Annotated in this window: 17 protein-coding genes; 4 read left to right on the top strand and 13 right to left on the bottom strand. The window is 51.3% G+C overall.

The genetic code is table 11. The features are described from left to right. Window positions 1-91: 91 nt before the first annotated feature. A complete protein-coding gene (locus HF675_RS05190) occupies window positions 92-976 on the top strand; it encodes an MBL fold metallo-hydrolase (protein WP_105232355.1) in 885 nt (294 codons plus the stop codon). Window positions 977-1,052: 76 nt separating this feature from the next. Continuing rightward, a complete protein-coding gene (locus tag HF675_RS05185) occupies window positions 1,053-1,703 on the top strand; it encodes a DsbA family protein (RefSeq protein ID WP_105232356.1) in 651 nt (216 codons plus the stop codon). Window positions 1,704-1,717: 14 nt separating this feature from the next. Here HF675_RS05185 and HF675_RS05180 read toward each other — a convergent pair whose 3' ends face one another. Then, window positions 1,718-2,425 carry a tetratricopeptide repeat protein gene (locus tag HF675_RS05180; RefSeq protein WP_105232357.1) on the bottom strand — a complete coding sequence of 236 codons (708 nt, stop codon included), beginning with the start codon at window positions 2,423-2,425 and terminating at the stop codon, window positions 1,718-1,720. A gap of 190 nt (window positions 2,426-2,615) precedes the next feature. On the opposite strand from HF675_RS05180, the gene HF675_RS05175 reads away from it, so the two are divergent. Further along, entirely contained in the window at window positions 2,616-4,343 is a 1,728-nt protein-coding gene (locus HF675_RS05175; RefSeq protein WP_111736546.1) for an ABC transporter ATP-binding protein/permease, read from the top strand. Between the two features lie 113 nt (window positions 4,344-4,456). On the opposite strand, the gene HF675_RS05170 is transcribed toward HF675_RS05175, so the two are convergent. Next, window positions 4,457-4,627, bottom strand: coding sequence for a hypothetical protein (locus HF675_RS05170; RefSeq protein ID WP_187044200.1), 171 nt, complete (start codon window positions 4,625-4,627; stop codon window positions 4,457-4,459). A 302-nt stretch (window positions 4,628-4,929) separates the two neighbouring features. Continuing rightward, window positions 4,930-6,585 (bottom strand): multidrug ABC transporter permease/ATP-binding protein, encoded by a 1,656-nt coding sequence (locus HF675_RS05165; RefSeq protein ID WP_105232359.1) that lies wholly within the window; start codon window positions 6,583-6,585, stop codon window positions 4,930-4,932. Between the two features lie 568 nt (window positions 6,586-7,153). Here HF675_RS05165 and HF675_RS05160 point away from each other — a divergent pair. Continuing rightward, window positions 7,154-7,705, top strand: a complete 552-nt coding sequence (locus HF675_RS05160) for a tyrosine-type DNA invertase (RefSeq protein ID WP_105232360.1) — start codon at window positions 7,154-7,156, stop codon at window positions 7,703-7,705. A gap of 46 nt (window positions 7,706-7,751) precedes the next feature. Here the strand turns inward: HF675_RS05160 and HF675_RS05155 are convergent, their stop codons facing one another. The 10 genes from HF675_RS05155 to HF675_RS05110 all read right to left on the bottom strand — a co-directional run bounded on the left by HF675_RS05155 (window position 7,752) and on the right by HF675_RS05110 (window position 18,621). Further along, entirely contained in the window at window positions 7,752-9,905 is a 2,154-nt protein-coding gene (locus HF675_RS05155) for an FKBP-type peptidyl-prolyl cis-trans isomerase N-terminal domain-containing protein (protein ID WP_187044199.1), read from the bottom strand. Continuing rightward, window positions 9,902-10,333 (bottom strand): hypothetical protein, encoded by a 432-nt coding sequence (locus tag HF675_RS05150; RefSeq protein WP_105232362.1) that lies wholly within the window; start codon window positions 10,331-10,333, stop codon window positions 9,902-9,904. Before HF675_RS05150 ends, HF675_RS05155 begins: the two co-directional genes overlap by 4 nt. A gap of 117 nt (window positions 10,334-10,450) precedes the next feature. Beyond that, window positions 10,451-11,167, bottom strand: coding sequence for a hypothetical protein (locus HF675_RS05145; protein WP_158684834.1), 717 nt, complete (start codon window positions 11,165-11,167; stop codon window positions 10,451-10,453). A gap of 79 nt (window positions 11,168-11,246) precedes the next feature. Further along, complete coding sequence (locus HF675_RS05140; protein WP_105232364.1) at window positions 11,247-11,918, bottom strand: response regulator transcription factor; 672 nt, start codon at window positions 11,916-11,918, stop codon at window positions 11,247-11,249. Between the two features lie 63 nt (window positions 11,919-11,981). Beyond that, complete coding sequence (locus HF675_RS05135) at window positions 11,982-12,686, bottom strand: response regulator transcription factor (protein ID WP_105232365.1); 705 nt, start codon at window positions 12,684-12,686, stop codon at window positions 11,982-11,984. Window positions 12,687-12,957: 271 nt separating this feature from the next. Continuing rightward, window positions 12,958-13,491, bottom strand: coding sequence for a fimbrial protein (locus HF675_RS05130; protein WP_105232366.1), 534 nt, complete (start codon window positions 13,489-13,491; stop codon window positions 12,958-12,960). A 55-nt stretch (window positions 13,492-13,546) separates the two neighbouring features. Then, window positions 13,547-14,638 (bottom strand): fimbrial protein, encoded by a 1,092-nt coding sequence (locus HF675_RS05125; RefSeq protein ID WP_187044198.1) that lies wholly within the window; start codon window positions 14,636-14,638, stop codon window positions 13,547-13,549. Between the two features lie 10 nt (window positions 14,639-14,648). Beyond that, on the bottom strand, window positions 14,649-17,207 hold the full coding sequence (locus HF675_RS05120; protein WP_111736542.1) for a fimbria/pilus outer membrane usher protein: 2,559 nt from the start codon (window positions 17,205-17,207) through the stop codon (window positions 14,649-14,651). A gap of 103 nt (window positions 17,208-17,310) precedes the next feature. Beyond that, window positions 17,311-17,985: a molecular chaperone gene (locus tag HF675_RS05115; protein WP_105232369.1), complete on the bottom strand. Its 675-nt coding sequence runs from the start codon at window positions 17,983-17,985 to the stop codon at window positions 17,311-17,313. Between the two features lie 102 nt (window positions 17,986-18,087). After that, window positions 18,088-18,621, bottom strand: a complete 534-nt coding sequence (locus HF675_RS05110; RefSeq protein WP_105232370.1) for a fimbrial protein — start codon at window positions 18,619-18,621, stop codon at window positions 18,088-18,090. Window positions 18,622-18,929: the final 308 nt, after the last annotated feature.

Raw genomic sequence — 18,929 nt, 5'->3', positions numbered from 1 at the left:
TGAAACTAATAATTGCAAATTATCCGGTTTTTTATTCGATTTATGCAACATAACATCTGTGCAACGTTAAAACCAACAGGACAACCCGACAATGTTTAAGAAATCACTTATCGCTCTGACGCTGACCGGCGTCGCCGCTATCAGCACCTATGCCAACGCCGCCGATACGCTGACGATGGAGGTCTATAACCCCGGGGAAAAAAGCGTGTTCCCGGTCTCTTCTGAAATCATCAGCGGCCCGCATGAAGTGGCGCTGATCGATGCCCAGTTCCAGCGCAATGATGCGCAGCAACTGGTCAATAAAATCAAGGCGACCGGTAAAAAACTGACCACCGTCTATATCAGCCATTCCGACCCAGACTTCTATTTCGGTCTGGACGTGATTCAGGCCGCCTTCCCTGAAGCAAAAATTATCGCGACACCTGGCACCATCAAAGAAATCAAGGCGACCAAAGAGGGCAAAATTGCCTATTGGGGGCCGATTCTGAAAGACAATGCGCCGGCCCACGTGGTTGTCCCGCAACCGCTGGCGGGCGACAGCTTCACCATCGACGGGCAAAAAGTTGAGGTAAAAGGCCTGAACGGCCCGACGCCGGCGCGAACCTATGTATGGATCCCGGCGTTGAAAGCCGTGGTGGGCGGCGTGGCGGTGGCCGGCAATAATATCCACCCGTGGATTGCCGATAACCAAAGCGCAGAATCGCGCGCGCACTGGCAGCAAACGCTGGCCAGTATCCAGACGCTGCAGCCAAAGCGGGTCGTTCCTGGGCACTATCTGCCCGGCGCCGCGCAAACGCTGGAATCCGTCACCTTTACCCAGAACTATCTGAAGGTGCTGGAGGCCGAGCTGCCGCAGGCCAAGGATGCCAAACAGCTGGTAACCGCGATGGAAAAACACTATCCGACGCTGAAAGACGTTTCCAGCCTGGAGCTGAGCGCCAAAGTGCTGAAAGGCGAAATGAAATGGCCGCAGTAAAGCGCTACTGAGACGAGCCAACAGGAATGCTGCGCCGCATGATCCGACGCAGCATCGACAAGACAAGAGGTATTCCATGAGCAACGTAACGCTGCATTACGTGTATGATCCGCTGTGCGGCTGGTGCTACGGCGCTGCCCCGCTGGTCAAGGCGGCGCAGACCATTCCCGGATTAGCGATCGCCCTGCATGGCGGCGGCATGCTGACCGGCGGCAACCGCCGTCAAATCACCCCGGAATGGCGCAACTATGTCATTCCGCAGGATAAACGCATCGCCGAACTCACCGGGCAGCCCTTCGGCGACGCCTATTTCAACGGCTTGCTGTGCGACAACACGGCAGTCATGGACTCCGAGCCGCCGACAACCGCGATCCTCGCGGCACAACAGCTGGCCGGCCGGGGACTGGATATGCTGCACCTGGTGCAACGGGCGCACTATCAGGAAGGACGACGCATCGCCGATTTACCGGTGCTGGAAGCGCTGGCGCGCGAACTGGGGCTGCCCTCGGCGCCGTTTATCGCCGAGATGCGTTTTAACCGCGGCGCCCCTACCGCCCAGCATATCGCTGAAAGCCGGGCCTTCCTCGCCAAAGTGCACGGCCAGGGGTTCCCGACCTTCGCCCTGCAGGACAGCAACGGCGATCTGCATACCATCGCGGCTGGCAACTATCTGGACAACGTTGCTGGCTGGAAGGAAATACTGAGCAGCGCCGCCGCCTTAGCGTAAGGCGGCACGGTGTTTTACTCGACCCGAATAAAATGTCCCGCCGCCTGAACGTTATGCCCAAAGCCGCAGTCGCCCTGGGAATTCAGATCCACGGCATCATCGCTGAAGGTAAGGGTCACATCGCAGGCCGACTCATCATCCTCATCGTCCTGATGGTATAACGCTTTCCCGTTCTGAATCGGCAATACGTCGGCGAATTCCCCCATATTGGGGCCGTAATACAGCCCCATGCCCGGCATGTAATAGCCGGCATAATCGATTTGCCACAGATCGCCGCGCGGCACTACCGTCACTTCGCTCCAAACGCCGCGGCCGGCATACTGCCAGTAAACACCGGCCGGGCCGGTCGCCGGCGGCTGTTGCGCCAGCCGCTGTTCCAGCAATGCCATATTGTGACGTGATTTGTCATCGTCCGGCACCAGCAGCAGATAGGCGCGCGCCTTCAACAACTGCCCGGCGCGCATCAGCGCCAGCGCGACGTTGTTATACGCCGTCGCCGTAGCGCGCTCGCTGAAGCCGCAAAACTCACTCCAGGCCGCCTGATCGCGAAAAATACCTGCCGCCTTCGTATAGTCGCCATTCTGGTATGCGCTATGCCCCAGTTCGGCGTAGCCGGCCACCTTCTGGCAATCGGCGTGGATATCCGGTTCATCAATCTGCGCCAGCGCCGGCCAGCTGGCCATAGCGCTACAGGCCAGCAGCGGCGGCAACAATGCCCTCATAGCTCTTCCTTCTCAGGGTCGCGTTTCAAATCGCCGCCAGTATAACCGTCTGGCCCGCCGGCTTCATCTTTCGCGATTCACCCTAATATCCCTTGGGATTAGAAGGTGTTAAACCTGCTTACAACTCGCAATTTGCTTGTTGCCCTTGGCTTGGCGATGCTGTCTGCCATGTTTTTCACGGCGAGAACTTATGAACAGCACACAAAAACATGCCGTCTGGCAGTTAATTAAACCTTTTTGGGTTTCCGAGGAGAAATGGCGCGCCTGGGGAATGCTTATCGCCATCGTCGCGCTGTCGCTGGGGCTGGTCTATATCAGCGTCCTGATCAATCAGTGGAATCAGGTGTTCTATGATGCACTACAGAATAAAAACTATCCGGTATTCAAACAGCAGCTGTGGCGCTTTACCTATCTGGCGCTGAGCTTCATCGTGCTGGCAGTATTTAAGGTGTATCTGACGCAGGGGCTGCAGATGCGCTGGCGCAGTTGGATGACGGAAAAGTTTATGGATAAATGGCTGGCGCACCAAGCCTATTACCACAGCGAACAGCAACAGCTGGTCGATAACCCGGATCAGCGTATTGCCGAAGATCTTAATGTTCTGACGCGTAACACGCTCTCGCTGTCATTGGGGCTATTGTCCAGCCTGGTGACGCTCTTTTCCTTCGTCAGTATTCTGTGGCACGTCAGCGGGCCGTTAAGTTTTGCGCTGCACGGACACACCTTTACGCTGCCGGGCTATATGGTGTGGTTTGCCTTGCTGTATGCGCTGCTGGGATCGGTGATTATCGGCTGGGTCGGCAAGCCGCTGGTGCGGCTGGGCTTTGATCAGGAACACTATGAAGCGAACTTTCGTTTCGGCCTGATCCGCATCCGGGAAAACCATGATGCCATTGCGCTGTATCAGGGTGAAAAGCAGGAGGCCCAACAGTTGGGCGAACGCTTCGCCACCATCCGTAATAACTGGTGGTCTATTATGCGCGTTACCCGCCGGCTGAATATCGCCAGTAACTTTTACGGTCAGTTCGCCATTATTTTCCCTCTGCTGGTTGCCGCGCCGCGCTACTTTTCCGGCGCCATTCAGATGGGGGGACTGATGCAAATCGCTTCGGCCTTCGGCCAGGTACAGGGCGCCCTGTCATGGTTTATCGATGCCTTTAACGATCTGGCCGCCTGGAAAGCCTGCGTTAACCGTCTGGCCGGCTTTAACGCCGCCGTGGAGCAGGCGCATCACCAACCTCGAGGCATCACACTGGAGCAGGATAATAAACAACCACTTACACTTAGTCGGCTCAGTCTGCAGTTACCAGATGGTCAGCCGCTGGTACAAGATATCTCGTTAACGCTGCCACGCGGCGAGCGCGTATTAATCGCCGGCCCTTCCGGCTGTGGTAAATCAACGCTGCTGCGCGCCATTGCCGGCATCTGGCCTTACGGCGCAGGCAGCATTCGCCGCGATACCTCGCTGCGCGCCCTGTTCCTGCCACAGCGCAGCTACATTCCCATCGGCACGCTGCGGGAAGCGCTGAGTTATCCGCACCCGGCACATACCTACCATGACGAGCAACTGCTGGATGTACTGGAGGTATGCCATCTGCAACCGCTGCAACGCTGGCTGGATACGGTGAATAACTGGAGCCAGCGCCTTTCTCCCGGCGAACAGCAGCGGCTGGCATTCGCACGCGCACTGCTCACCCGTCCTGACATATTGTTCCTGGATGAAGCGACCAGCGCACTGGATGACGAAACTGAACAGCTGATGTATGAACGTCTGGTTACGACCTTGCCGGATGTTACGCTGGTCAGCGTCGCGCATCGCAACAGCGTGGCGAAGTACCACCAAACCTGCTGGCGCCTTAGCCGTCAGACGGAAGGACCGGCCCGGATCGCACCAGCTCCTCTGCCCGGAACTGCGTGAGGGAAGAAAAACTCAACGATGGTTGGAATGTGAGATAACGCAAAGCTGGGTGACGGTATGGCAGGCTCTGCCATACCGTCAAGCTCGTTTCGCCGGATAGCTCCGGACCTTCGCTAAGGCGAATCCTTTTTCACTGGGCGAGGCGCTTCCGCCTCCGGCGCATCATCCTGCCAGAGGTCTTCAATAAACGCGCGCTGCGCTTCGTACAACTGCCATGATGGCGGAATTTTCGTTTTGCTGCGATACACGCGCTGTTTCTCCGTCTCAATTTTTTTCTTATCCATTGCTTTTCCCTAAACAGAAAAAATCCAGTCAGTTACTACACGGCCATAGCCCAATTAAAATTGCTATTGTGTAAGCACATGACAAACGCGTTCAACACGCCGGCCCATGCCCGTTTAATAGTTTATCGGCTATAGATTACACTAATTACAAACAAACCATCGATTGCTTAAAGCTATAGATAAAGCTGTTATTCCCTATTGATATTTATTAATCATGATTTCTAATATGGCGGGAAAGCGATACGCGCGGGGAAAAGAAAAGTCGCCTAACCCGGCGCGCATCAGGCGCCGGGAAGCGGAGATCAATCGATTTGTGACACGGAATCCCGGCTGGCGCGCTCACGCTCGCTACCGGTCAGCTCGCTGAGCTTGCCGTTACGCATCTCTAACAGCCGGTCGGCATGTTCGAAATAGTGATCGTCATGGCTGATGGCAAACACCGTTTTACCCAGCGCACGTAATGCCGGCAGCAGTTCACGATAGAAGATACGACGGAATTGCGGATCCTGATCGGCCGCCCATTCATCAAGCAGCAAAATATCCCGCTGCTCCGCAACCGCCAGCAGCAACGCCAACCGCTTACGCTGCCCTTGGGAGAGCTGAGGGTTAGTCACGCGATCGCCGTCAAACTCCAGTTTGTTCTGCATATTGAGCTTTTCGAGCCAGTTTGCCACCAGTTCCGCATCCGGCTCCCCGCCATCGGCGCCCTGTAACCGGTCGAACTGGTAAAAGTCGGTGAAAATAGCTGAGAACAGGCGACGGTAATTATCTTGATCCGCCGCCTGCAGCGCCACACCATCAATAATTATCTGTCCGCTCACCGGCTGATAAAGCCCGGTTAACAACTTCGCCAACGTCGACTTCCCGCTACCGTTGCCGCCGATCAAAAACACCAGCTCACCACGCGTTAGCGTCAGGTTCAACGGACCTACGGCAAACCCCTGCGCCTGTTCACCCGCCGCATAGTGGAATGACACATTGCGCAGCTCCAGCGTTTGCCAAGGCATGGCGACCGTCGGCGTAAAGTGTGGCTGATACTCCGCCAACTTGAGCAACTTCACTTTTTTGAACGCCACTTCTGCGCCAAGCAGCATCGGGAATGCCCCCACCGCCTGTAGCAACGGCGTACGTAAAAACAACAGCGTCAGCGAATAAGTCGCAGCCACCGCCGTATCGGACCATCCCAGGCCATTCGCCATAAAGAACACCAGCCCGATAGCGCCAAGCATCATGATATTCGACCAGTTCACCGCGCTGAGATGGAACGTGTCCGCGCGAATAATGTGGTGCCGGTATTCATCAGAGTTGGCCCGGTAAGTCTGCTGATACAAACGCTGCGCACGGTCACGATTCAACGCCAGCTCCTTCCGCCCGTCGATCGCCGCCTGGTAATCCTGATACAGCAGCTCTTCAGCTTCCCGCACCTGAGTTAAATGCCGATATACTCGAGACACCAACAGCCAACTGACCAGAATGGTGATCGCTACCCAAACGGCCGTCACCGCCAGCATCGCCGGCGATAGCCATCCCAAGTAAGCCGCGCAACCGATCGTCAATACCACACCCTGCACCAACTCAGGCAAACGTACGAACGCCATGGTGATATTACGGATATCGCTGGATAAACTGGCCAGCAAAGAGGCACTGCCCAGATGTTCGATGCGCTCAATATTGGTATCCAAAATGCTTTTAACCAATTGTCCGCGCAGGCGATAGACAAAATGGTGACCTAATGTGGTCAACGCCAACTGCGAACCTAAAGTGACCGCCATCAAGATACCCAGCAAAGCGAGAAACTGCGGCAAAATAGCCAATGGATTCTCCGCCGCCGCCGCCATCAGATGCTGATTAATGAAAGCAATAATGCCAATGCCCAACGCGGCGCTAGCCAACGTCAGGGCCATCACCGCCAGAAACGGCCAACGATACTGGTGATATACCACCCGTAGCAACTCCATGAGTCACCTCTAAACAGAATGCAATGGCTGGCATTGTAATAGGCATGGGAGTGATAGCAATAACAATTCTCATCACCATGCGGCGTCACAGAAACCCGCCCCTTACCTCACATCTCCTCTATTGCAATCAGCACTCGGGGTCACTGCGCCACGTAAGAACCCATGCCGAGAAGTATCCACTCACAAATAATAGACAAAGCAATAAATAGGAGGTTAAATATTAAAATATGGGGATGGGACAAGATAAAAACCAACAAACCAATAACACCATACAAACAAAACAACAAAAAAATCAAAATCCACAAATAAATCGCTATATTCTCGCCCGATAAAACTCAATTTAGATCAACTCCCCTCTGTTAAAAACGATCAAATTACGATCTGATTTGCTATTTTTTCTCACATGAGATTTTCCATCACCGCATTATCCCACCCAGTTCGCAAAACATTTTTACAGACAATTCCTATTTACATGACCTCTTATTTATTTGCTTAACAAATGGTCTGAGTGCTTTAATTCAGTTACAAGGAAACCATGATGGCTTCTTTGTTTTCATCAAGGAAGAGTATGAAAAAACGCAAATACCTCACTCATATTGAAGTCGAACAAATGATAGATGCCGTTCCTCAAGGCCTCAATTCTGCCCGCGATCGCTGTATGTTACTGATGTGTTTTATCCACGGTTTACGAGTCAGTGAGTTACGCGGTTTGCGATTAGAAGACATTGACCTTAATACCAACCGCCTGCACGTTGCCCGGCTGAAAAACGGCTTTTCCGTGCAGCACCCGATTCAGATCCGAGAACGCCTGGCCATCAAGCAATGGCTCAGCCAACGACCACGCTATTTAGAAGCCGATAGCCCATGGCTGTTCCTATCACGACATGGCGGACAAATATCGCGCCAGCAGCTTTATCGCCTGATGAAAAACTATGGGCAACTTGCCGGCATTAGCGTTCAGGTACATCCGCATATGCTGCGCCACTCCTGCGGGTTTGCTCTAGCGGATAAAGGCGTCGACACCCGGCTCATCCAGGATTACCTCGGGCATCGAAACATTCAAAACACCGTTATTTACACCGCAAGTAATGTTGAGCGCTTTCGGGTCATACATATTTAAGCCAACCATCAATGCGCTCAACTTACTCCAGATATAAATAACAGCGCTATTTTTTATTGCCAGCTGCACCGTCTGCTGGCAATACATCAAGAATTCTGATGTTATAAACCATGGTTGAACCCGGAGGAATATCCGGAGCCAGCCCCTTATCACCATATGCCAGTTCAGGCGGTACCACCATTGTCATCGTGCCATGATTCTGCAATTGCTTAATCGCATCACGGAACATGGCCGGATAACTGCTCAGCGGTTGTGAAATAGAGGTGCCAGCAATATCCATATCCTTAATTACTTTACCGCTGGTCAGGCTTTCCTTCACGACAACGGCTACCGTATCACTATCGTCAATTTTCCCTGCGCCCAGGTAATCAACCCGATAATAAAAACCGCTTGAGGATTTCTTAACGCTCTTCTTCTTCCTGAACTGCTCAACGTAGCGTAAACCTTGCCGTTCGGTTTCCGCCTTTAACTTCTTCTCTTTCTCGTTCAGCGCCACTTCGGTTTCATACAACGCCTTGGCGATCTTATCTTGCCCCAGCTTGTTCTTGCCTTGTAAAGCATCCTGCACGCCGGAAAACGCCATGCGTTGGTTGATTTTGATCCCCTGAGCAATTTTTTCTTGCAGTAACGCCAATACGTCATTGCCTAATGAACTGCCGATCGCATAATCGCGGATCTCATCGGCCGTTTTCGGCGGTGCCACGGCGTCTTTACGAACGGCACGCTCTTTCTTCAGTACAGCCAGTTCCTGCTGTAACGCAACGTGGTCTTTTGCTTGCGCTTTCCCCTGTTCCACCAGCGTCGCCAATTGTTTCTGCAGCTCTACGCCGTTTTTCTTGCTTTCCTCCAGCGCGCTCTGCAACGCGGCGGCATCCTTCTCTTTCGTCTTGCCCTGGGCAGCCAGCGCCGTCAGCTGCTTCTGCAGCTCCACGCCGTTTTTCTTACTTTCTTCCAGCGCGCTCTGCAACGCGGCGGTATCTTTCTCTTTCGTCTTGCCCTGGGCGGCCAGCGCCGTCAGTTGCTTCTGCAGCTCCACGCCGTTTTTCTTACTTTCTTCCAGCGCGCTCTGCAACGCGGCGGCATCTTTTTCTTTCGTCTTGCCTTGAGCGGCCAACGCCATCAGCTGTTTTTGCAGCTCGCCCCGCCCCTTGTTGCTTTCATCCAACGCCTTCTGCAAGGCGGCGGCATCTTTCTCTTTCGTCTTACCCTGGGCGGCCAGCGCCGTCAGCTGCTTCTGCAGCTCTGCGCCGTTTTTCTTGCTTTCCTCCAGCGCGCTCTGCAACGCGGCGGCATCTTTTTCTTTCGTCTTGCCTTGAGCAGCCAGCGCCGTCAGCTGCTTTTGCAGCTCGCCCCGCCCCTTGTTACTTTCATCTAACGCCTTCTGCAACGCTGCAGCATCTTTTTCTTTCGCCTTAGCTTGAGATATCAGGGTCGTCAGCTGTTTTTGCAGCTCTTCACCATGCTTCTTGCTGTCGTCCAGAGCGCTCTGCAACACTGCGCTACCCTTATCCTTGCGTTTGCGCTGATCGGTTAACGCCGCCAGCCGCTTTTGCAACTCTTCGGCATGCTTCCGGTTTTCATCCAGCATGGCCTGCATAGATTTATGCTGTTTTACGCGCTCGTCCTGCGCAACGGTTAACGCCGCAACCTGTTTTTGTAATTCTGAGCTTTGTTGCTGACTCTTCTCCAACGCCTGCCGTAACCTGGTGCTATCCTGCTGTTTATCACTTTTCGCGGCATTCATTGCCGACAGCTGCTGCTGCATATTTTCCGTTTTTTGTAAGCTTGCCTGCAGCGATTTTTTCAGCCGCTCCACTTCAGCGCGTGAGTCTCCGTCCGCTCGTGCTGCCTCTCGCAGCTTTTTCAACTCTCGATTCTGTTTGGCCAAGGCGGCATTGAGCTGATTGATTTTCGCCTGCTGAGACTTCAGTTCTCGTAAAGAAGCGGCGCTTTGCTTCGCCGCTCTCTTATCCAACTGATTACTGCTTTTGGCTTGCTGTGCCGCTTTCTGTTCCGGTGGCGAATCAATTGCCTCCAACTGGGAAGGCGTCAGTAACAAAAGTGCTGGCGCATCGTCAACTCTGCGGGTGATGGCATCCAGCGACTGTAACGTTTGCTCATCACTGAAGCTGTTTGCAGCTCCTGCGCCAAACGGCAGCGTCAGAGCAAACAAAAAGCCATACTTAATACCCTGATTCACTTCACGCTCTCCCCTTTACGGATCAACGCATCAAGCACATCACGTTCAATCATCGAACACGCCTGATTCGTTTTGTATTTATACAACGCATCAAGGGTATCCTTGGTCTGAGTATTAACATTGCCACGCACCGCGCCATACACCGACACGCTATTAACCAGGCTGTCAAAATAGGCTTTTCGTAACGCGTAGGCTTTAGGATTCACCTTTTTCAGCGACGCCAGTTCACTCTGACACAGGCTGATACGGCTCTCTTTCTTTTCTGGTGGCGGCGGAACAACAGGAGCGGGTACAGGCGCAACCGTGACAGGAGGAGAAACCAGGCTGCGTGGTTTTTTACTCTGGCAACCGGTAAGCAACAGGCTCCCCGCCATCATGACGCCGATCAGCAAACGCGCATGTCCATTGGTTATCTGCAAATGTTTCACTATTTACCTTTTCCTTTCTTACTGGAGAATGACCCGTAGTTGCTTCCCTGGCATAGCCATAATTCACGGCGGCAACTCTGTTTTTACTGCTTTCAATCCCGCTTCCGGCAATGTTCCCTAGCGGCTTGCCGTAACTGGCTTACGGTTATCAATAGACGTATTGGACGATGGCAACCGTTGACGGTATTGGTTTTCCAACATGCCGCGTATCGCAACCAGCCCGGCACTATGGTTGATTCCCAACTTGCGCATACCTTTATTTTTCAATGCGATAACCGATTTTTTATTACGCTGCATCTTTGCAGCCGTTTGTTGTAATGAATAGCCATTGAGCAAATAACGCAGCGCCCGTAGTTCCGACGTACTAAGCCGTTGAGATAACACACTGGCGGCGGCCTGACCTGCCAGCGAACTTTTCAGGCCGTGCCGAGATGGGCTGCCTTCAACAAAGATTTGCATCAGTACATCGTCAATTTCATTCAATGAATCATGCTGACTGATAATCCCGTTAATATGCAGAACATCAAGTTGCTGTAATAAAAATGGAATATGAGCATCAATGATCACCACAATCGGCATTGCCGGCCGAAGGTTACGCAGCGCTTCCAACATCAGTAAGCGCGCGTGCCAGTCTGACTGCTGTATGCTGAATGATATAATCAGCATATCGGCATGCTGTAATAACCGCTGGCAAGTACCGGACAGAGAATCTAAACGCCAAAACTCTCGCTTATGTGACATACCATGCGCCAACAATCGCTCAAGCCCGTAAGCAGTTAACTGACAGGAGATTAATAGTGCAATACGCGATATTGATTGGCTGTCTACTGTCATATCCTTATCCATGAAAGGCAAATAACCGCCCACTAAGCCAAATACTCCTCAACGGCCATGACAAGCGCTGCCGATTTCATTACTCATTCACAACAAACTGCTGGGTGATATTTTTCTTTAGTGAGAACAGTTCGCTGTCATTTTTTACCTGTAATTTACGCATGGCATTACACTTGTGTGCGCTGATCGTTTTAATACTACGCCGCTGTAATTCAGCAATCTGACGCAGACTCATGCCATTAAATAAAAAGGTCAGCACGTCATTCTCGCAACGCGTTAAATGATGCAGATTAGACATTTCTTCGCTGTCGTTACGCGCCAAACATGTGCCGATTAACGGGCTCAATACGCGCTCGCCGTCAAAAACACGGGTGAAAAATTCACCCACCTGAGGCAATGTATCATCACGAGCAATCACGCTGATATTGACCTGTTCCAGCAAGGCTTTTAACTCATCACCAGACTGACAGCGGGTGTACACGATGACTCTTAATGACGGGAGCTGTACACATAATTCCAGTAATGTTTTCCGTCCCTCAGCGATAGTTTCATTCAACCCACTGAGTTCAGTAATAAGAATGTCGGTTGGCTGATACAGTAATGCCTCAGAAACTACCGACATGCTGGTTTCCTGCACGACAATCTGACTTGGGGCATTAAGATCCTCAATGAAACTCGATAACCCAACTAACGTTAGCGGGCAACGATCCATTAAGGCGATACTGGTAGAGTTTGGCGTTAAAGGCTGCATATAGACCTCCTGTCTCAATAACTTGCATAACCCATTCGAGAAATAATTCCCGCCAATCAGGAATCAGTTGGCAAACACCGGGCCGGTTTTCGCCATCCATTTCCCTTGCAGAAAGAGCTCACCATCATTGTGAAACCCCAGCTTCAGCATGGCATTGCGTTTATGCGTACTGACGGTGCGTACATCACGATGCATCATCAATGCTGCGGCAGTGACGCTTTTACCAGAGAACAGGTACGCCAATACATCCAGTTCGCGCGCAGTCAAAGCCTTACCACCAATGGACTGGTTAGCCAAAAGCTGGCGTACCTTATGGCTATAGCTACGGCGCCCGGCCAAAACCTGCTGGACACACTGCGCCAACGCAATGGCCGGTTCCTGCTTTAAAACCAATCCTTTTACGCCTGAAACCGTGAGCAATTGCAATACCCGCGGGTCGTCGAGCGCGGTGCAAACGACAATCGCCGTCGATGGCCAGTGCTCCAGGCACATAGAGATCAAGCGCAACCCGTCCAATACGGATTCAGACTCGCCGCACAGCTCCATAATCAACAATGAAGTCGGCTGGCTACGCATCAGATTAGGAATAGCAGCCAAGTTATTAACATGTTTAATATTTTCTGGCTGCGTACAGGATTGCGCGAGAATATTACGCATACCAAGAGCCGTCATCGGACAGGCTTCCATCACAATCACGCCCTGTCCGCTTTTTCCATTAGTACCAGGTGAGTGGGCACTCTCCCGCTGATAAGAATGAGCTACCGTCATAGCAATTCTCCCTGTTCCTTGTGGGATCGATCTATTACACATTTACAGATGCAACGGGAATAGCACTAGCTATTAACAATCATCCTGACTGAATGAATTGTTCTTTTTGCCATAAATCTCGCATGCATATAAAAAGAAAATATGCTAACAAATAGAAAAAGCAAGAAAGAGAACAGCATCATTAATTCCATTTAATATACCTCACCGTATAACGATCTAATAAAGCCCCTCCGAATTTCTGGAGGGAGCTTTATTATGAGTAAGGCTTCACTTACTCGTAGGTAAAGGCAACCATTACCGTACCCACGATAGAACCTGGCGTTGCGCTACCCGCAGTAGAGTAGGCACGAGCCTGCAGGTTGTAAGTCGTGGCATTACTCACGATAGATTGCTTCAGACTCTTGCCGTTACCCAAGCCGGTACCACCGGTAGCATCTTGCAAATCAATTTGCACGTTTCTCGCTTCACCGGTGTTTTTATACAAATCAGCACTTTCATCCGATGGCGTACCGCTAAAGGTTGCCGTTACGGATGTGGTGGTTGTCGGACAGTCTTCCAGAATCAGTTTGAAAGGTTTCCACTCGGTAAAAGTATTCGCCTGCCCCAACGTCGCCGCCTGGATGTTATCGCCCAAGTTTACCGAGATGCCGTTGCCGGTATCATTAACCACATTACACGGTGAAGCCTTGATGGTACCGGTAATATTTAACTGGGTATCCGCCAATGCAGTATGGCTCATCCCCAACGCTGCAGTCAGTAATGCCGCGATGCTACCTTTAATTACGTTCAATTTGAGTTCCTTCATTAGTAATATCCTTATAAAACACGCTGTAGTACAACACCAGAACCAGAGAAAAAAACTACTCTATATTAACTTTAATGGTTGCCGATGAATTAAACACACCGACCTTAGGTAACTCACCGGTGGTATTAATAGGATAAACAGTAATTTCAGTACTACCTGTTTGCTCCGTAGTACCAAAATTCATATTTATAGGTAAACGCCCCCCTGCGGGAGAAATAGGACTTCCCATAGGGTCATCTATTCTAACTGCAACATCCGGGTTACTATCCGTTTTCAACGCCGTAGAAACATTGGGGTCAGGTTCGCCATGGAATGAAAGGTTAACTTTCACGCCATCAGAAATGTTATTACATGCCAGGCGGAGCTCTTTTCGATGAGGGGTAAATTCTTTTGGCATCGCCCCTTTGGTCTTAAACTCCGTCGACATAATATTACCAAAGTTTATGCTAATAGGCTGCCCAGCCCCTAGCCCGTTAAGCACACATTGCTGATCGACAGTAACGGTGCCGCTCATCATCACGTATGATACCGGCAGAGCACTTATAGCATCCCGCGAAGATGTCATATAAACCTCCAGCAACCGGGTTGGAGGAATAACTTGCGTACCAACAAATGGACGACGGAAATAAATATGAACTTTCCCGATAGAACCACTTTTATAGGTGTTTTTTGTAGCATTACAGGCCACCTCATCAGCAGCCTGTGAGTTTTTATTCCCTATCTGATTAAAAGGAACTTTGAAATATGACCTTTCTCGTCCGGCAATATACACCTCACTTGCCACTGACAAAAAATCATTCAGCTTAAAATACTGTAACCCTGGGTTTTCACCATCCGAAACACCGATATCTTCAGGCAGCGTGGATTTGGCTGTAAAAAACGCCTCTCTCATTCTTGAACAGCCGCAATTAGCGATATAAGACTTATTTAAGTTCCATTCATAGATATTTCTAAAGAATTGTCCGCCAACGTTCTGATCCGGACTGTCGAATTTCCTATCAAATGAAAACGGATACTCTGTTGTCCCGTCAGAGGTATTCTCACAAGTTCCAGGAGCAGGTGCTGCTAACAGAGACGGTGCGGCAAATATCCCCACGGTGAAGGTCGTGAGAAGCGGTAATCTTTTAAATAAATTACTAAATTTCATAGCCATAACCTTATAAACACTGAGCATTAACCGTACGGATAGTAGAGCTCTGCACTTGAGCCCCCAAGCTATAGGTCACCAGACACTGCTGCGAAGTCCCATTCCCCCACTTCACATTCAACTTGCCGCTATCCGCCAGACCAGACAGGTACACCTGGCCCCCATCGCCGACGATAGCCGCGCTGTTATCCGGATTAAGCAGATCGGTGACGGTTGCACCAAATGGCACCGCAGCACCACCTTGACGTAATAGAGTCATCAACACACGCTGACCCACGTTGGCTTTGAACTCAGCACGCACGACTGCACCACGTGTCGGCACCACCGACTGGCTGGTTAATGTCATATCGACATCGTCCGGCAACGTTGTGGTATCCAGATTGATATTGTTGCGGCGGTAAGGCGACTGATAAGGCACCACGGCGTAACCTCGCCAATCGGTGGTCACACCGGTTTGGTTTTGTATACGGACACCCTTCGCACCTGGTGCTTTGACCAACGCAATGGTGTCACCCAGCGGCTGAGACAGCGTCAGACCATTTTCATGCAGCAAGATACCGCCCTGCAGGCCATAGCTCAGGCGCTGAGTATCACGGTCATAGCCGTAACCCACGTTCATCTGACCTAACCCGCCACGATAGTCAACGTTGACGTTACCGCTGGCACCCTGCCCCTGGCTGGTATAGCCCTGGCTCAAGCTATAGCTCAAGTTTCTGTCCTCCAGCGCCGAACCATGTAACCCGATCCGGTTCGAAGTTTTACCGTTACGACTACTGTTAACGCTATAGGTCGCATTACTACTTGGTAACCAACGGCTGAGCGGCACGCTGACGTTAAAGGCTACGACATGGTCTTCATTGTTGGTGCGATTACCGTCGCTGTTGTAACCATTCTTTATGTAGGTGTAATACAACCCGTAACTGACACCCGACCAACTGTTGTTATAACCCATGCTGGCAGATTGGCTGCGGCGATTATCGTTCCAGAACTCTTCGTTCATCAGACTCAATGACAGCGCCCCGGCACCTTCCCACAGGTTCTGGTTCATGGTGAGCTCAGAGCGGCTCTTCTTATGCAGCGGGAAGCGGATCGACGCTCCGTTGGTATAGGTTTCCAACGTTTCCTGCATCGTGTAGAAACCTCTGGTCGAATAACGGTAACTTGCCAAACTGAAGCTGGTGCCCGTTTCAGCAAAGCTCTTGCCGTAGCGCAGACGCCAAGACTGACCATGCTCTTTTGGTTGTAGTTCCGGCTTGGTCCAAGCCTGTGTAACATCGGCAGAAAGAGCCCCCAGCAAGCCCAGGTTTTGCCCCCAACCCAATGCTAACGCCTGATATTTACTGGCCGCTTGCATACCACCGTAAATTGTTGCCCCCCACGGCAGACCATAGATACCTGTCACCTGGGTGAACGGCCGCTTATCTACGTTATCGAGATAAGAACGGAACTGACCGCTGGCGATGCTGTATTTGAAACGCCCTTCACGCTGCAGCACCGGCACCGAGGCAAACGGCACCGTTAAATTCTGTTCACTGCCATCGGCTTCTTTGATCGTGACTTTCAGGTCACCACTACCCGAAGTCGGATAGAGGTCATTGATTTCAAATGGTCCTGGCGGCACATAGCTTTGATAAATCACGTAGCCGCTTTGCCGGATGGTGATCTGCGCGTTGCTTTTAGCAATGCCGCGCACCACTGGCGCATAGCCTTTCATGCTGTCTGGCAGCATGTCGTCATCAGACTCTAACTGGGCACCACGGAACGGTACGCTATCGAAGATATCGCTAGCCGAACTGCTATCGCCGAGGGTTAAACGGCTTTTTAACGCAATAATATCGCGCTGTAGGTAGGTATTAATGGAACGCCACTGGCTCCCCCCGGTGCTGTCGCGATTCCACGTGGAGTAATTACGCAGACGCCAAGCGCCTAGATTGAGCCCGGAGCGCAAATTCAGATAGTAGCTGTCGCTGTTATGACTATCACCGCGTCGCGCCTTATCGTTAGCGCCGCTGAAACTATAGTTGGCGAGCAATGCCGGTATGCCGGAATGCCATTTTTGGGGTGAAACGTAACCACGAGCCTGCGTCTTAAGGGCCGCCTGAGGAATACTTAATTCCAGGCGCTGCTGGCCGAAACGGAACGTAGATGAAGCCTGGGGAATCACCTGCGCGATATTAACGCATTTTCCAGCCGTTTTTATGGCGGGAATAGCATCGACACGCACCCCCAAGGTTTCCAACAGCTCACTGTCCAGGCATGGCTGCAAACTATTCTGACCGCGGCTGTCTCGACTCAGAAAGAAATCAATATCGCGGGTCTCTACCATTTCACGGTTAACATAGACATCTACGCGATATTTTCCTGGTGCCTGAGTATCCCCCATTTCGAACACCGAAAGGTCGACACCTCGTTGGTCAGGATTATCAATTTCCAATAGCGCAGGGTTAAAGTAGTCACGTGCTTGCGCCAAGCCGGAAAAGCCCATCACTATCGCTACTTGGCAAGAGATCAACCAAGCCAGCGGGGTTTGTCTGAACCCTCGAGGGCTGCTACGCTTCGGGTTATTCATCCTTATAACTCCATTTTTCAGCGATGCCGACTCGCCGGCAGTCGCGTCCTTCCCCGGCACTGCCTGTGCCCAAGGATATTTATGTAAAGACGGTCAAAGTGCCTTATAAATTGGCCGTGAACGCTTTACTGGCCCCACCAAAGTCATTAATAATTTTCCAAGTCAATGCACCGCCGGAATTACCTGACGGCAAGGTGAAACGCGCGCTAGAACGCGGAGCAACCATCGTGGCGTCTTTTACTGCTACGCCATTGACCTTAACGTCAAAAAAAGTAAGGTAATAAGGCGAGGGATTGGAAACCTGCAGGGCATTGCCATTACGCTGCCATGTCACCTTCTGCGCGGCGTCATTCAGCGTTCCTTCCAGGCCTCTCGGCCGGTAAATCAGTTTGATACGTGTTTTCACCGCAATTTGCAGCGTATTATCCTGTTTCGGTGCGGAAGGGATCGATTTAATATTGACCCAATATAATGACTCTTTATCTTCCGGCAACGCACCACCAGCCCGCACAATGCGCAGGATGTTATTTTGTCCATCGTCCAGACGGAATAAAGGTGGAGTAATAACGAACGGTGCCTTAACGGCGTTGTCTTCGCCAGCATCAATCCAGGACTGAACCAGATACGGCACCTTGTCCGGATTACTGATGCTCAGGGAAGATTCTTTTTTCCCACCGTCGTATACCACGCGCGTCCCACCGATGATCACACCGGCCTGAGCCTGAGCACCCATTGTCATCAATAACGCTGCGACCAGCGCTCTCTGCCAAACTTTCATTCGTATTGCCTGCCTGGTTAAACCGTGAAGAAAACAACCAGGGCAGCCTGAACTACCCTGGCTGGATTTACGCCGCCTGAACAAACTCAGGCGGTTAGAACCTTACTGATAGACAATGGTGAACTGTGCTACAGCGTTAGCAGAACCAGGAGTTACCGTGCTCGCCAGCGCGTAGTAGCTCGCCATAAAGTTCAGTTTGTTGTCAGCGGTGCTAACCAGAGGGAATACTGCAGAATCCAGGCCCAGGTTGATCACGTTATTGTGTTCGTCAGTGATCTGAACGCCAACGCCTTCAGCCATATCCGGCATATCGGTCAGCGCCAGTACGCCGTCAGCACCCGGAACCATTTTACCGCCGAAGCGTACGGTCGCCGCCGTTACAGAAGCTGGGCAGTTTTTCAGAATCAGGCTAAAGCGTCTGTCACCTGCGGTGACTTTGTCAGTGGAGCCTGCGCCAGCAAACGCGGTCGTGGCAATCTTGCCCATGTTAACGGTCTGATTCTTGGAGTTCGCGTCAATTTCACAAGCTACATCGGTAATGGAGCCGGTGAAGTTAACCTGACCATCAGCAGCCAGAGCCGCGGTGGAAAACGCAGATGCGGCCAACACAGCAACAGCGAGCAGATTCTTTTTCATACTTCCTTTCCTTTAGAAATAATGCATTGAAATGCATTTGAATATTCCTGGCGTAACGTTACGCCATTCCTTGATATTTAGTTCGTGAACCGCGGAAGCCACCTCAGCCGTAAGTTTGGGCAGTGTTAACTTTTCCAACCAAACGATTCATTTTGAACTAAAATGACTCGTTTAGTTTATAAAACCAAATCACAACAATAAAAATGAACATCTTAGAATATAAAACTGAAAACTCACAAATCTTTGTTACTTTAAACTAATGAGTTAAGCGTGGGAAATCTTGCTGGGATTTTTCTCTATATTTTTAC

This window comes from Serratia sp. JUb9, assembly GCF_014298095.1.
GTDB classification, from domain to species: Bacteria; Pseudomonadota; Gammaproteobacteria; order Enterobacterales; family Enterobacteriaceae; genus Serratia_B; species Serratia_B rhizosphaerae.
The sequence above is the reverse complement of the archived record's forward strand: the minus strand, read 5'-3'. Positions and strand labels throughout refer to the sequence as shown.

Bases quoted from the DNA above. Each gene is read 5' to 3' on its own strand.
- HF675_RS05160 (WP_105232360.1), top strand. From the start codon at position 7,154: ATGAAAAAACGCAAATACCTCACTCATATTGAAGTCGAACAAATGATA.
- HF675_RS05180 (WP_105232357.1), bottom strand. From the start codon at position 2,425: ATGAGGGCATTGTTGCCGCCGCTGCTGGCCTGTAGCGCTATGGCCAGC.
- HF675_RS05110 (WP_105232370.1), bottom strand. From the start codon at position 18,621: ATGAAAAAGAATCTGCTCGCTGTTGCTGTGTTGGCCGCATCTGCGTTT.
- HF675_RS05145 (WP_158684834.1), bottom strand. From the start codon at position 11,167: ATGACAGTAGACAGCCAATCAATATCGCGTATTGCACTATTAATCTCC.
- HF675_RS05170 (WP_187044200.1), bottom strand. From the start codon at position 4,627: ATGGATAAGAAAAAAATTGAGACGGAGAAACAGCGCGTGTATCGCAGC.
- HF675_RS05115 (WP_105232369.1), bottom strand. From the start codon at position 17,985: ATGAAAGTTTGGCAGAGAGCGCTGGTCGCAGCGTTATTGATGACAATG.
- HF675_RS05185 (WP_105232356.1), top strand. From the start codon at position 1,053: ATGAGCAACGTAACGCTGCATTACGTGTATGATCCGCTGTGCGGCTGG.
- HF675_RS05120 (WP_111736542.1), bottom strand. From the start codon at position 17,207: ATGAATAACCCGAAGCGTAGCAGCCCTCGAGGGTTCAGACAAACCCCG.
- HF675_RS05135 (WP_105232365.1), bottom strand. From the start codon at position 12,686: ATGACGGTAGCTCATTCTTATCAGCGGGAGAGTGCCCACTCACCTGGT.
- HF675_RS05190 (WP_105232355.1), top strand. From the start codon at position 92: ATGTTTAAGAAATCACTTATCGCTCTGACGCTGACCGGCGTCGCCGCT.
- HF675_RS05175 (WP_111736546.1), top strand. From the start codon at position 2,616: ATGAACAGCACACAAAAACATGCCGTCTGGCAGTTAATTAAACCTTTT.
- HF675_RS05130 (WP_105232366.1), bottom strand. From the start codon at position 13,491: ATGAAGGAACTCAAATTGAACGTAATTAAAGGTAGCATCGCGGCATTA.
- HF675_RS05140 (WP_105232364.1), bottom strand. From the start codon at position 11,918: ATGCAGCCTTTAACGCCAAACTCTACCAGTATCGCCTTAATGGATCGT.
- HF675_RS05125 (WP_187044198.1), bottom strand. From the start codon at position 14,638: ATGAAATTTAGTAATTTATTTAAAAGATTACCGCTTCTCACGACCTTC.
- HF675_RS05165 (WP_105232359.1), bottom strand. From the start codon at position 6,585: ATGGAGTTGCTACGGGTGGTATATCACCAGTATCGTTGGCCGTTTCTG.